12 protein-coding genes are annotated in these 12,613 nt (G+C 66.9%); 6 read left to right on the forward strand and 6 right to left on the reverse strand.

Going from position 1 to position 12,613, the window contains the following annotated elements; translation table 11 throughout:
- Window positions 1-93: 93 nt before the first annotated feature.
- The 3 genes from ACP69Z_RS03070 (at window position 94) to ACP69Z_RS03080 (ending at window position 3,515) form a co-directional block, all read left to right on the forward strand.
- A complete protein-coding gene (locus ACP69Z_RS03070) occupies window positions 94-1,005 on the forward strand; it encodes a sulfite exporter TauE/SafE family protein (protein WP_426266082.1) in 912 nt (303 codons plus the stop codon).
- Window positions 1,006-1,046: 41 nt separating this feature from the next.
- Window positions 1,047-1,763: a TIGR02186 family protein gene (locus ACP69Z_RS03075; RefSeq protein ID WP_426268033.1), complete on the forward strand. Its 717-nt coding sequence runs from the start codon at window positions 1,047-1,049 to the stop codon at window positions 1,761-1,763.
- Between the two features lie 66 nt (window positions 1,764-1,829).
- Window positions 1,830-3,515 carry an ATP-binding protein gene (locus tag ACP69Z_RS03080; RefSeq protein ID WP_426266083.1) on the forward strand — a complete coding sequence of 562 codons (1,686 nt, stop codon included), beginning with the start codon at window positions 1,830-1,832 and terminating at the stop codon, window positions 3,513-3,515.
- Window positions 3,516-3,572: 57 nt separating this feature from the next.
- Here ACP69Z_RS03080 and ACP69Z_RS03085 read toward each other — a convergent pair whose 3' ends face one another.
- The 3 genes from ACP69Z_RS03085 to ACP69Z_RS03095 form a co-directional block, all read right to left on the reverse strand.
- The gene (locus ACP69Z_RS03085) at window positions 3,573-3,971 is read right to left on the reverse strand and encodes a UrcA family protein (RefSeq protein WP_426266084.1); all 399 of its coding nucleotides are present in this window, start codon (window positions 3,969-3,971) and stop codon (window positions 3,573-3,575) included.
- Between the two features lie 51 nt (window positions 3,972-4,022).
- Window positions 4,023-4,721, reverse strand: coding sequence for a LytR/AlgR family response regulator transcription factor (locus ACP69Z_RS03090; RefSeq protein ID WP_426266085.1), 699 nt, complete (start codon window positions 4,719-4,721; stop codon window positions 4,023-4,025).
- Between the two features lie 75 nt (window positions 4,722-4,796).
- Window positions 4,797-6,215, reverse strand: a complete 1,419-nt coding sequence (locus ACP69Z_RS03095) for a M23 family metallopeptidase (RefSeq protein ID WP_426266086.1) — start codon at window positions 6,213-6,215, stop codon at window positions 4,797-4,799.
- A gap of 95 nt (window positions 6,216-6,310) precedes the next feature.
- On the opposite strand from ACP69Z_RS03095, the gene ACP69Z_RS03100 reads away from it, so the two are divergent.
- Genes ACP69Z_RS03100 through fdxA form a run of 3 tightly spaced genes read left to right on the forward strand, consistent with a single transcriptional unit; the run spans window position 6,311 to window position 9,501 of the window.
- Window positions 6,311-8,857, forward strand: a complete 2,547-nt coding sequence (locus ACP69Z_RS03100) for a helicase-related protein (protein WP_426266087.1) — start codon at window positions 6,311-6,313, stop codon at window positions 8,855-8,857.
- Window positions 8,858-9,130, forward strand: coding sequence for an RNA-binding S4 domain-containing protein (locus ACP69Z_RS03105; protein ID WP_426266088.1), 273 nt, complete (start codon window positions 8,858-8,860; stop codon window positions 9,128-9,130).
- Between the two features lie 32 nt (window positions 9,131-9,162).
- A complete protein-coding gene (gene fdxA, locus ACP69Z_RS03110) occupies window positions 9,163-9,501 on the forward strand; it encodes a ferredoxin FdxA (RefSeq protein ID WP_426266089.1) in 339 nt (112 codons plus the stop codon).
- Window positions 9,502-9,507: 6 nt separating this feature from the next.
- On the opposite strand, the gene ACP69Z_RS03115 is transcribed toward fdxA, so the two are convergent.
- From ACP69Z_RS03115 to cysC, 3 genes are all read right to left on the reverse strand, one after another.
- Window positions 9,508-10,293 (reverse strand): MipA/OmpV family protein, encoded by a 786-nt coding sequence (locus ACP69Z_RS03115; RefSeq protein WP_426266090.1) that lies wholly within the window; start codon window positions 10,291-10,293, stop codon window positions 9,508-9,510.
- A gap of 153 nt (window positions 10,294-10,446) precedes the next feature.
- Window positions 10,447-10,725: a hypothetical protein gene (locus ACP69Z_RS03120; protein ID WP_426266091.1), complete on the reverse strand. Its 279-nt coding sequence runs from the start codon at window positions 10,723-10,725 to the stop codon at window positions 10,447-10,449.
- Window positions 10,726-10,815: 90 nt separating this feature from the next.
- Window positions 10,816-12,612, reverse strand: a complete 1,797-nt coding sequence (gene cysC / locus ACP69Z_RS03125; RefSeq protein WP_426266092.1) for an adenylyl-sulfate kinase — start codon at window positions 12,610-12,612, stop codon at window positions 10,816-10,818.
- Window position 12,613: the final 1 nt, after the last annotated feature.

Below are 12,613 nucleotides of genomic sequence, written 5' to 3' on the forward strand. Positions count from 1 at the left end.
ATGATCCGAGTGCTTAACGCCAAGAGCGCGCCAGTGGGCCCAGCAGCGCCTTTGCCTGCCCAGCCGCTTCGGCTATCGCTGCCCCCAGCGCTCATGGACATCTACCTTCCCATCGCCAACATGAGCGTCAACGCGCTGCTCATCGTGGCGCTTGGCGGGCTGGTGGGCGTGCTGTCCGGCCTGTTCGGGGTCGGCGGTGGGTTTCTGACAACCCCCTTGCTCATCTTCTACGGGATTCCGCCAAGCGTCGCGGTCGCATCCGCCACCACCCAGATCACCGGCGCTTCCGTTTCGGGCGTCTTCGCGCACATGAAGCGCGGCGGGGTCGACCTGCGCATGGGGCTGGTGATGATCGCCGGCGGCCTCGTCGGCAGCCTGGCGGGCGCCGGCCTGTTCCGCCTGGCGCAGGCGAGCGGCCAGATCGATGTGGTGATCGGACTTCTCTACGTCCTGCTGCTGGGCTCGATCGGCTCCCTGATGCTGAAGGACGCAATGACCGCGCTCGGTTGGTGGAAGAAGAGCGAAACGGAAGCGCCGCGCAAACGCCATCACCGGCTGGTCGCCTCCCTGCCCTTCCGCTGGCGCTTCTACGCAAGCGGGCTCTACCTCTCGCCGCTGGCGCCGCTGGCCCTGGGCTTTGTTGCCGGCATCCTCACCGTCCTGCTCGGCATCGGCGGCGGTTTCGTACTGGTCCCGGCGATGATCTACATCCTCGGCATGGCGCCGCGGGTGGTGGTGGGGACCAGCCTGGTCATGATCCTCGCGGTCAGCGCTGCGACCACCATGATCCATGCGCTGACCACCCAGTCGGTCGATATCGTGCTTGCCGCTCTGCTGCTGGTCGGCGGCGTGCTCGGCGCGCAATATGGCGCGCGGCTCACCACCCGATTGAAGCCCGACCTCCTCCGCTTCAGCCTGGCGGTCATCATCCTCCTCGTGGCGCTCCGCATGGGGCTCGGCCTGACCTATCGGCCCGAGGAAATCTTTTCGATCGAATATCTGTGAAGCTGCGACTGCTCCTTGCCCTGGTACTCGCGCCGCTGTTGATGGGGCAGGCCGGCCCGCGCCTGGTGCCGGACATCTCCGCCCGCTCGATCGAAATCCGCTACAGCTTCACCGGCGCCCAGCTGCTGCTGTTCGGCGCCATCCTCTATCCCGGAGGCCGCACGCCGACCCGCCCGCTCGACGTGGTGGTGGTGCTGAAAGGCCCGGTCCAACCCATGATCGTGCGCGAAAAACAGAAGATCGCCGGCATCTGGATGAATGCCGACAGCCACCGCTTCGTCTCGGCGCCAAGCTATTATGCCGTCGCCTCCAACCGCCCGCTGGCGCAGATTGTGGGCGAGCGCACCGCCGCGGTCTACGAGCTCGGCCTGGGCAACCTGCAGCTGTCGCCGGGCGGCGGCGCGCAGGTGGAGAAAGCGCAACGTTTTGAGAATGGCCTGCTCGACCTTCGCACCCGCCAGGGTCTCTATGCCGAGAACAGCAACGGCGTGGAGATCAGCGACGGCGTGCTCTACCGCGCCCGCATCGCCATTCCGAGCCAGGTTCCGATCGGCACCTATGAGACCGAGACCTTCCTGATCGATCGCGGCAAGGTGATCGCCGCCGCAACAAAGGAAGTGGAGGTGCGCAAGACGGGGTTCGAGCGCTTCATCGCCACCGCGGCCCGACGCCACGGTTTTCTTTACGGTCTTGCCGCAGTGATCCTCAGCCTCGGCCTAGGTTGGGGGGCCGCTGCCCTGTTCGGCCGCTCGTCCTAGAGGAAATCTTAACCGCGTTTTGGCTAACTGTCCCGCAACGAGAATGTGGGAGCCTCAGGCCAAATCATGGATGAAAACGTCAGTCTCAAGCAGCTGATCGACGAACTGACCAGCCATTCGGAAGAAGAGCAGGTTGGCAGCCGCGTGCCGCTCGTGCGCGAGAAGTTCGAGCCGATCGGTGCGGTGATGGATATCGCGGGTTCGGGTTCGCAGGCCCGGCTCGATCCCGGCCGGCTCCTCGTCCTGGCGGAGCATCGCGATCCCTCGGTCGCCATGTCCGGGCAGGTCGGCAGCCAGGTGAAGATGGTGGTCGGCAAGAACTGGCTGATCGCCAACGTGCGCACCATGAAGCAGGGCGACGACGGCTCGGTCATCGCAGCGATCGACTTCCTTGGCGAAGGCACGCGCGACGCGCATGGCGGGATGAGCAATTTCCGCCGCGGCGTCACGCGCTATCCGATTCCCGGCGCCGAGGTGCATCCAGTCACCACCGACGACCTTCGCCAGGTGTTCGCCGCCTCCGACAGCGCCCACGTCGAAATCGGCACCGTCTATCCGACCGACGACATCCGCGGAGCGCTGTACATCGATCCGATGCTGAGCAAGCACTTCGCGATCCTCGGCTCGACCGGTACCGGCAAGTCGACCTCGGTCGCCCTGATCCTGCACCGCATTTCCAACTATTCGCCGGAGGGTCACATCGTGATGATCGATCCGCACGGCGAATATTCGGCCGCGTTCAAGGGTTGCGGCGAGCTGTTCAACGTCGACAATCTCCAGCTCCCCTACTGGCTCCTCAACTTCGAGGAGCATTGCGAGGTGCTGCTCACCACCGACGGGGCCGAGCGTAACCGCGATGCCGACATCCTTGCCAAGTGCCTGCTCGCCGCGCGCACCAAGAACAAGTTCTCCGAACAGTTCGGCAAGGTGACGGTGGATTCCCCGATTCCGTACCTGCTGACCGATCTGAACTCGATCCTGGTCGCCGAAATGGGCAAGCTCGACCGCGCGGGCGACACCACGCCTTATCAGCGGCTCAAGACCAAGCTCGACGAGCTCAAGGCCGATCCCCGCTACACCTTCATGTTCTCGGGCATGAACATCACCGACAGCATGGGTAGCTTCATCAGCCGCCTGTTCCGCCTGCCTGCCAACGGCAAGCCGATCAGCATCGTCGACGTGTCGGGCGTGCCGTCCGACATCACCAGCGTCGTCGTGTCGGTGCTGGCCCGCATGGTGTTCGACTATGCCATCTGGTCACGCACCGAAGCGCAGCGGCCGATCCTCCTCGTCTGCGAGGAAGCGCACCGTTACGTGCCGAAGGACGAGAACAACGGCGTCCAGGCGGTCCGCAAGATCCTCGAGCGGATCGCCAAGGAAGGCCGTAAGTATGGCGTTTCGCTCGGCCTTATCACCCAGCGTCCGTCCGACTTGGCGGAAGGCGTGTTGTCGCAGTGCGGCACGATCATTTCCATGCGTCTCAACAACGACCGCGACCAGGCCTGCGTCCGCGCAGCCATGCCCGAGGGCGCGCGCGGCTTCCTCGATGCGATTCCCGCGCTTCGCAACCGTGAGTGCATCGTCTGCGGCGAAGGTGTCGCCATTCCCATCCGAGTCCGCTTTGACGACCTCGAACCCGAAAAGCGCCCGGCCTCCAGCGATCCGAGTTTCGCCTCGCTGTGGCGCGAAACCGGCGGTGAAGCCGAGATCATCAGCCGCACCGTAAAGCGCTGGCGCGGTCACGGGCGGTAAGCGTCAACAAAAAGGGGACGGCCGTGACCGTCCCCTTTTTCGTCCTTCGCCAAGCGGTCAACGGGCGCTGATCACCATGCTGATCGCCACCGCCGGCCCGACCGGAAGCCCGGCCATCTGACGCTTGGCGCGAGCAACCGCGGCCGCCACCTGCCCCTTGGTGCTGTCGATCGCGTCAACCGTGCACCGATTGTCGTTGAACGGCCCGTTGAGATCCCAGCAGAGGCCGTTGGCGGTGCTGCGGATCCGCGACGCAAGGATCTTCTGCCCCGGACGGAAGGCGAGGTTGAGATCGGCATAGGACACCCGGCGCTGAAGCTCCGGATCAATCCGCTCGCCCTTCACCACGACCACATCCTGCAGCGGGCGGGCGGCAGCGGCAGCGCCGGCAATGCCAACCAGGCTCAGCCCCATGGCAATGGCGGCGGACAGACATGCGAGTTTGCGGCGTTCCATTATTGCCTCCTGCTCGGGCGCTGCATTGCGCCGACAGGGGTGTGTCGCTCTTCAGCTTGTCAGCTTCATGATGTTTTCGTTTACCTTGGCCGCCTCTTCGGTGACGCGCGTAGGCGTCGGTGAATGGGCCTGATCCGTCGACGACTCACCCGCCATGATCCGAAGCACATCCTGGGTGTGACTTTTGGCGACGCTGACCTTGCTGCCGTCGTTCAGCCGGGCGGTCCAGCGCCGGCCGTCGTGAAGAAGTCGTTCGATAAAGGTAATCCGCACCAGCCAGCTGCGGTGGAGCTGCACAAAGCCCGCACCCGCAAGCTCGGCGGCGAGATGGGCGAGGGTGTCGTGGACGAGGCAACTCCAGTCGCCGACATGGACCCGCATGTAATCGCCCTCGGCGACGATCTTGTCGATCCGGTGATGCTCCACGCGGCGGCGCCCGTCCTTGCACGGCAGCCACATCGCGCCCGAACGAACGGTGCTCGCCGTAGGTCGGTTCATGGTTCGCGCGACAAAGCTCGTTTCGGCCCGAGTCGTGAAGCGCGCCAGCGGCTCGCGCAGCCGCTCCATACCCTCGGTATATTCCGCCACATCCGAACAGCTGCCCTGGATGATCAGGTCAAAGGTGCCGCAGACTTCCATCGCCTGCTCCACCTGCGGGCATTGGAGAAGGCATGCCTTGAACCTTTGCAATTCCTCGACCGGTGCCCGGTGGTCAAAAGCAAGGCATGCAATGACGACAAGCTGTGTCATTGGCACGGCTCCCCCTCGGAGCGGCTGCGATATTTACGCCTAAGTTAATGATCCAGCAATAGTGTGCGAGCGCTTTCAGAGGCCGCGAAGAGCCTTTGCACGAGCCCTGACCGCCGCCATCAGGCGGTTGTCGACGAGTGGGCGGCTGACCATCGTGACGCCTAGCGGATTGACCGGCACGCCGTCCTTCAACACTTCGTAATGAAGGTGCGGACCGGTCGACAGGCCGCTCGACCCGACATAGCCGATCAGTTCGCCGCGCCGCACGAAGCCGCCTTCGGCAACGATCCGGCTCATGTGGCTATAGCTCGTCACCAAACCGCCTTCATGCGCGATCCGGACCTGCCGGCCATAACCCCCCGTCCAGCCCGCGCGGATCACCTGACCGTCCGCCGCAGCGACGATCGGCGCGCCCCAGCCTGCGCCATAATCGACGCCCTTGTGCATGCGGATGAAGCGAAGGATCGGGTGCATCCGCCCGCCGAAGCCCGATGTGATCGGTCCCGCCACTGGGGTCAGCAGCCCGCTGCGCACCGGTTCGGGCGACGCGGTTTCGCTGATCCATTGCAGCTTGCCCCCGAGCGGCACCCGCACCAGGCTGAGGTCGCTGCCGCCCGACCGCTCGAGCCCGGCGTACAGCAGCCCGCCCGACAGGGTGCGGCCGTCGGCGGACTTGGCCTGCGCCACCACCAATTCGAAGCGATCGCCCGGCATCACCTCGCTCCCGACGTCGAGACTGCCGCCGATCGCCTGCAGATAATCGGCCGCCTGGGTTGGCGACGCACCGGCCGAACGCAGCGCCCAGTAAAGGCCGCCGCCGACACTGCCGCGGATACGCAAGGGCGTGCGGTCGAGGCCGAGTTGGCGCCGCTCGACGGTGAGGCCAGCGTCGCTCCCGCTGATCACCAGTTCAAGGTCGAGCCGGGCGCGATACTGGAGATGTTCGATCGGGCGCTGTCCTGCGCCATCGGGAGCGCCGAGCCGCAGTGACAGCGTGGTGCCGGGCGCCGGCAGGGCTTTCTCCGCTCGCACCAGCGCGGCCGCCTGCAGGGCGTCGGCGACGCGGACTCCGTTGCGCCCGAGCAATCGCGCAAGATCGTCCCCGGGCGAGACGATCAGGCTAAGCGAGCGCGATTGCCGCGCCGGGGCGCTGACGATCGGCCGGGCCAGCGGTCCTTCGCTCATGGTCAGGCCTGTTGCCGATCCCTGGCTCAGAGCGCCCACCGCCAGCGCGGCTTCCTGCCGCGCCTGGTCGGACCCTTCGGCCACCGGCGTTCCCGCCGGCAAGGCACCAAGCGGCGGAGCCAGCTGCGATACCCCGGCAACCAGCGCGGTCAGCGTCGCCAGCCCGCGCCACCAGCGCTTGCTGAACGGCTGTTGCGTCAGGTCCACCACCAGATTGAAGCGAGGTTGCGGACGACGCAGCACGCCGGCCCGGCCAAAGGCGATCGGCACGGCGGCAGCGGCGACCAATGGGCGGGGCGAGTGGAACATGACCGCCCTTGTCGCGCGGCAAGGTTAACGCGGTGCTAAGCCCTGCGCGCACGCATCCTCTTGCGCCCAGCACCGTTCCTGCCAACATGACCCACATGGCCGGGCGTTCCGACGGCATTGTCAGGGCTGTCCTTGGGCCCACCAACACCGGCAAGACCCACTTGGCGATCGAGCGGATGTGCGCCCATTCGTCGGGCGTCATCGGCTTCCCGCTGCGCCTGCTCGCCCGCGAAGTCTACGATCGCGTGGTCAAGCTCAAGGGCGAGAGCCAGGTCGCGCTGCTGACCGGGGAGGAGCGGATCGCCCCGCCAACCGCGCGCTACTGGCTATGCACGGCCGAAAGCATGCCGGTGCCCTCGCCGTCGCGGGTGCCCGGCGGGACCGACGACAAGAAGGATTTCGCTTTCTGCGCGATCGACGAAGCGCAGCTTGGCACCGATCCCGAGCGCGGGCACGTCTTCACCGACCGCATGCTGCGCGCCCGGGGCCGCGAGGAAACGCTGATCCTCGGCTCGGCCAGCCTCAAGCCCCTCGTTCGCCAGCTGATCCCTGAGGCCGAGATCGTCAGCCGCCCGCGCTTCTCGACCCTGCGCTATGGCGGTTCGGTCAAGCTGTCGCGGCTTCCCCCGCGCTCCGCCATCGTCGCCTTCTCGGCCGAGCAGGTCTACGCGCTCGCCGAAATGCTGCGCCGCTTCAAGGGCGGGGCGGCAGTGGTGATGGGCGCACTCAGCCCCGCGACCCGCAACGCACAGGTCGACATGTTCATGCGCGGCGAGGTCGATTATCTTGTCGCCACCGACGCGGTCGGCATGGGCCTCAACATGGACGTCGCCCACGTCGCCTTTGCCGGGCTCGACAAGTTCGACGGCCGCCGCGAACGCCGCCTGACCATCCCTGAGATGGCGCAGATCGCGGGGCGCGCCGGACGTCACCAGCGCGACGGCACCTTCGGCACGCTGGGCCTTGGCGGAGAGAATGGCCCCGCCTTCACCGACGAGGAGATCAACGCGATCGAGGAGCATCGCTTCCGCCCGCTCGACCATCTCTACTGGCGTTCAGCCGACCTCGACTTCACCGACGTCACCGCGCTTATCCACAGCCTTGAAGCCCGCAGCGACGATCCGCTGCTCCGCCCCGCCCCGCCGGGCATCGACTTGGCCGTCCTCAAGGCGCTCGCCGAAGATCCCGCCGTCGCTGACCGCCGCGGGGTCGTCGCGCGGCGGCTGTGGGCGGCGTGCGGTCTCCCAGACTTCCGCAAGGTCGGACCGATGCACCACGCGCGGATGGTGCGCCGCATCTTCAACTCGATTGCCGATGGCGGCCACGTCAGCCAGGACTGGTTCGCCGCCGAAGTCAGCCGCCTCGACAATGTGTCGGGCGATATCGAAGCGCTGGCCGACCGCCTCGCGGGCGTGCGCAGCTGGGCCTATATCGCCCACCGCGCCGACTGGCTGGCCGAGCCCGCCAAATGGGCCGAGCGCACCCGCTACGTCGAATCGCGCTTGTCCGACGCGCTCCACGCCGCGCTGACGCAGCGCTTCGTCGATCGCCGCACTGCCGTCCTGGTTCGCGACATCGGCGCGCGCGGGGCCGACGCTTTGCCCGTCACCGTCGCTGCCGATGGCGAAGTCAGCGTCGGGCCCGAGCCGATCGGCCATCTCACCGGCTTCGACTTCAAGGTCGATCCGACCGCCCGCCTTGCCGACAAACGCCTGCTGCTCGCCGCTGCCGAGCGCCGCCTGGGTGACGAGCTCGACCGCCGCGCGCGCGAACTGTGCGCCGGCGAGGATGGGCGCTTCACCCTCTTCGCGCCCGCCGGTGGCGACATCGGCATTGCGGCGGACGGCCATCTCCTCGCCCGCCTTGCCCCCGGCCGCAGCCTGACCGAACCGGCGCTGCGCACCGTGCGCGCACTCGACCGTCTCTCCGCCCCCGCCCGGACCGAGCTTCGCGCCCACATGGAAACGTGGTTGGAACGGCAAGTGAAGCGCCACGTCGGCGACCTTGCCCGGCTGACCGCCGCCTCCAGCGACCGCCACTACGGCCCGCCGGTTCGCGCGCTCACCGCCATGCTGGCAGATGCCGGCGGCCTGTTGCCCCGCAAGGCGCTTGCGGAGCCGATCGGACAGCTCGACCGCCCGATGCGCGCGGCGCTGCACAAGCTGAAGGTCCGCCTCGGCGCCCTCGACGTCTATGCGCCCAGCCTCATGAAGCCCGAAGCGCAGCGCTGGCGGGCGGCGCTGATCGCGGTGCGCTCGGGCCAACCGATGCCCGCGCTCCCGCGCCCAGGCGCTTCGGTCCTCACCGCCGACGCCGACCGCCTCGGCGCCAGCCTCGCCTACCGCCAGTTCGGAGACCTGTGGCTGCGGGTCGATCTTGCCGACCGTCTCGCCGCCTTCGCTCACCAGGCACGGGCGGGCTACCAGGCCGGCTCGGAGACGCCGTTCGATCCCATCGACCGCAGCCTTGCGACCTCGCTCGGCCTGACCGATCAGGCGCTGTCCCGGCTGATGGCCGAAGTCGGTTTCCGCGAGCAATCGGGCGCCTGGGCCTGGCGCGGCACCCACCAGCGCAGCCGTTCACGCCCGCAACCCACTCGGCCGGGCAATGCCTTTGCCGCCTTGGCAGGACTCAAGCGCTAGATGCGGCTCGACCGCTTCCTGTTCTTCATCCGCCTGCTCAAATCCCGCACCCAGGCGCAGGCGTTGCTGGAAGAAGGCCGCACCCGGATTGATGGCCGCCGGGTGGAGAAGACCTCCGAAACGGTGCGCGTCGGCGCCACTATCACCTTGCCCTTGCGCGGGGCCGTGCGGGTGATCCGCGTCCTCTCCCTCCCCGTTCGCCGCGGCCCCTCGCCCGAAGCACGGGCCTGCTACGAAGAGCTGGGCGTTGACGATCAGGACGGAGCGGCATAGCGCTCTACCCAACAAGGGAGCTCAAGACCGCCATGACCTACGTCGTCACCGACGCCTGCATCCGCTGCAAATACATGGACTGCGTCGAGGTGTGTCCGGTTGACTGCTTCTACGAGGGCGAGAACATGCTCGTCATCAACCCCAACGAATGCATCGACTGCGGCGTGTGCGAACCCGAATGCCCGGCCGAAGCGATCCTGCCCGACACCGAGAGCGGCAACGAGAAGTGGCTGGAATTGAACTCCACCTTCTCGAGCCAGTGGCCGAACATCACCCGCAAGAAGGACAGTCCGGCCGACGCCGACGACTTCAAGGGCAAGGACGGCAAGTATGACGAATACTTCTCGCCCGAACCCGGCGAAGGCGACTGACCGGCGTTAACGCCGGACGGTGAAGGCGTAGCTGATGCCCGCGCCAGCCGAGAACTGGTTGCGTGAGCCATAGGTGCGGACCAGCGGCGACTTGGCCGCATCGCCGACCAGCCGCTCAGCCCTGGCATAACCGAACAGGCCCCAGCGCGGACCGAACTGGGTCTGCACCCCGCTCGCCAGCGCGACGGCGTGGATACCGCCGCCAGGACGATAAACGGGCAAGCCCGTCGCCGCGGCAGCAGCCGGGCTGACGCCAAAATAGGCGCGCTGGTAGCGGGCATCGGAGAACAGCACGCGCGGCCCGAGCGTCACCGCATATTTGTCGCCATCGCGCCAGAAGTGATCCACGCCAGCCTGCCCGACGAGCCCCTTGTGGCCGTTGACGCCCTTCACCAGCTCGCCGCGAACGCGCAGGCTGTCGTTGATGAGATAGTCGGCATAACCGCCAAGCTCGATCGTTGCGTCGACTTTGCCGACCGGCGCGCCGACATCCTTGTCCTTGCGACTGCCCTGATAGGCGGCCGCCGCACCGGCGCTGAACCGCCCGGCCGAGATCAGGCGCACGCCAAAGCGGTCGTCAGGCGTCTCGATGCGGAATTCCTCGATCCCCTTGGCAAGATCGAAGTCGAACAAGGGCCGCAAGTCGGCATCCTTGGCACCGGGATAGGCGGGCTTTACCTGCGCACCCAGCCCGACGCGGACCCGCAGGTCCTTTTGCTCCTCCTGTGCCAGCGCAGGCGTTGCCGCAGCAGTAATGAGGATAAAAGCGGCGGCGGTGCGGAAGTTCTTCATGACACCGGCGCAACGACCCGTCTGCGAGATGGTTGCACGGCGCCGCTGCGGAGACCCGAAAAATGCGAAGAAGCGCCCGCTCTGGCACAGAGCGAGCGCTTCCCCGGAGTCAGGCAGCGCGAATGCGTAAGCGCCGCCTGAAAAGCCTGCGGCTTACATGCCGTTGGCGAGGTTCGTGTCAGGCGCGTTGGTGTTCATGTCCTGCGCCATCATGTTGAATTCGGTGGCACCGTTGGTGGCCATGTTGGCGTCCATGCTGCCCATGTTGCCGTCCATCATCATGTTGGCATCGGTGCCCATCATGTTGGCGTCCATGGTGGCCATGTTGTCGGCGACCATCAGGTTGGCGTCGGAGTTCATGGCTTCGTCGCTATTGCCGCCACAAGCCGAAAGAGTAAGGGCCGCACCAGCGACCAGGATCAGAGCACGCACGTTTTTTCTCCCTAGGTTATCGGGCGGGCAACGCGGCACGAGGCGCTTGGGTCCGTTTGAACCATCGACTCGCCGCATCTTGCCATCGTGTCAGGTGCGTAACAAGTCGGCGATTCTCTCTGCCGCTTGCTCCGCGCTGAGCGCCTGCGTGTCGATGCGAAGGTCGGGGGCAAGTGGCGGCTCGTAAGGGCTATCGATGCCGGTGAAGTTGCTGAGTTCGCCCGACCGCGCCTTGGCGTAAAGGCCCTTGGGATCACGGCGTTCGGCTTCTTCGAGCGTGGTGTCGACGAACACTTCGAGGAACTCGCCCGGCGGCAGCATGTCGCGGACCATCTCCCGCTCGGCCCTGAACGGGGAAATGAACGCGGTGATAACGATCAGGCCGGCGTCCGCCATCAGCCTCGCCACTTCGCCGACCCGACGGATATTTTCGACCCGGTCGGCGTCGGCAAAGCCGAGGTCGCGGTTGAGGCCGTGCCGGACGTTGTCGCCGTCGAGGAGGAAGCTGTGCCGCCCGGCTGCATGAAGCTTCTTTTCGAGAAGGTTGGCGATGGTCGATTTACCCGCGCCCGAAAGACCTGTCAGCCACACCACACGCGGCGTCTGCCCCTTGATTCGCGCCCGCGCCTCGCGATCGACCGACAGTTCTTGCCAATGGAGATTGGCCGTCCTGCGCAGCGCGAAACGGATCATGCCGCACGCGACCGTGGCGTTGGTCTCCTTGTCGACGAGGATGAACCCGCCGAGCGTCCGGCTGTCCTCGTACGGCTCGAACACCAGCGGACGATCGGTCGCAAGCTCGGCGACACCGATGGCGTTCGGCCCCAGCGTCTTGGCCGCAAGCCGCTCGCCCGTCTCGATCCCCAGCTCATATTTGGGCCGCTGGACAAAGGCGGTGACGCTCTGGGTGCCGAGCTGCAGCCAGTAACCGCGGCCGGCGAGCAGCGGCTCGTCGCCAAGCCAGACGAGATTGGCCTCGAAGCGGTCGGCACTGGCCGGCGCCGCGTCGGCGGCGGCGATCACCGCGCCGCGTCCGCAATCGACCTCATCGGCAAGGGAGAGCGAAAGGGCGCGGCCAGCCTCTGCCGAGGCGACCTCCTCCTCGCCGATCCACAAGCCTGCGACCTTGGTCTCGATGCCGCCGGGCAGCACCACCACCGGGTCACCGCGCGCAATCCGGCCGGCGGCAACGGTGCCAGCAACCAGCCGCTTGCCCTCACGATCGCGAAGCACCGTCTGCACCGGCAGCCGCAGCGGCCGATCGGCACCGAGGTCGTCCGCGGGTGGGATGGCCTCAAGCGCCTCGATCAGCGTGGGTCCACCATACCAGCTGGTGTCTCCGCTGCGATCGACCACGTTGGCGCCGCTAAGCGCCACCACGGGAATGGCGACCGGCTCCGGCAATCCCAGCCGCGTCGCCACGGCCGCGAAGTCGCCCGCAATCTCCTCGAACCGCTCGGCCGCGAAGCCGACGAGGTCCATCTTGTTCACCGCCAGCACCAGCGCGCGCACGCCCAGCAGCGCAAGGATCGCGGCGTGGCGCCGGGTCTGGGACAGCAGCCCCTTGCGCGCGTCGACCAGCAGCACCGCCGCATCAGCGACCGAGGCGCCGGTCACCATGTTGCGCGTATATTGCTCATGCCCCGGCGTATCGCCGATGATGAAGCGCCGCCGCGGCGTCCCGAAATAGCGCCAGGCGACGTCGATGGTGATGCCCTGCTCGCGCTCGTCGCTGAGGCCGTCGAGCAGCTCGGCGAAGTCGGGCTCGCTCCCAAGCGCCGCCTGCTGCTCGTCGGTCAGCGCCGCACAATCGTGCAGCAGCCGCCCGATCAGGGTGGACTTGCCGTCGTCGACGCTCCCGCAGGTGATGAAACAAAGCAGATCCACG

The sequence above is a fragment of the Sphingomonas sp. LHG3443-2 genome, from assembly GCF_049896405.1.
In the GTDB taxonomy this organism is placed as follows: Bacteria; Pseudomonadota; Alphaproteobacteria; order Sphingomonadales; family Sphingomonadaceae; genus Sphingomicrobium.

Bases quoted from the DNA above. Each gene is read 5' to 3' on its own strand.
- ACP69Z_RS03070 (WP_426266082.1), top strand. From the start codon at position 94: ATGGACATCTACCTTCCCATCGCCAACATGAGCGTCAACGCGCTGCTC.
- ACP69Z_RS03075 (WP_426268033.1), top strand. From the start codon at position 1,047: ATGGGGCAGGCCGGCCCGCGCCTGGTGCCGGACATCTCCGCCCGCTCG.
- ACP69Z_RS03080 (WP_426266083.1), top strand. From the start codon at position 1,830: ATGGATGAAAACGTCAGTCTCAAGCAGCTGATCGACGAACTGACCAGC.
- ACP69Z_RS03085 (WP_426266084.1), bottom strand. From the start codon at position 3,971: ATGGAACGCCGCAAACTCGCATGTCTGTCCGCCGCCATTGCCATGGGG.
- ACP69Z_RS03090 (WP_426266085.1), bottom strand. From the start codon at position 4,721: ATGACACAGCTTGTCGTCATTGCATGCCTTGCTTTTGACCACCGGGCA.
- ACP69Z_RS03095 (WP_426266086.1), bottom strand. From the start codon at position 6,215: ATGTTCCACTCGCCCCGCCCATTGGTCGCCGCTGCCGCCGTGCCGATC.
- ACP69Z_RS03100 (WP_426266087.1), top strand. From the start codon at position 6,311: ATGGCCGGGCGTTCCGACGGCATTGTCAGGGCTGTCCTTGGGCCCACC.
- ACP69Z_RS03105 (WP_426266088.1), top strand. From the start codon at position 8,858: ATGCGGCTCGACCGCTTCCTGTTCTTCATCCGCCTGCTCAAATCCCGC.
- fdxA (WP_426266089.1), top strand. From the start codon at position 9,163: ATGACCTACGTCGTCACCGACGCCTGCATCCGCTGCAAATACATGGAC.
- ACP69Z_RS03115 (WP_426266090.1), bottom strand. From the start codon at position 10,293: ATGAAGAACTTCCGCACCGCCGCCGCTTTTATCCTCATTACTGCTGCG.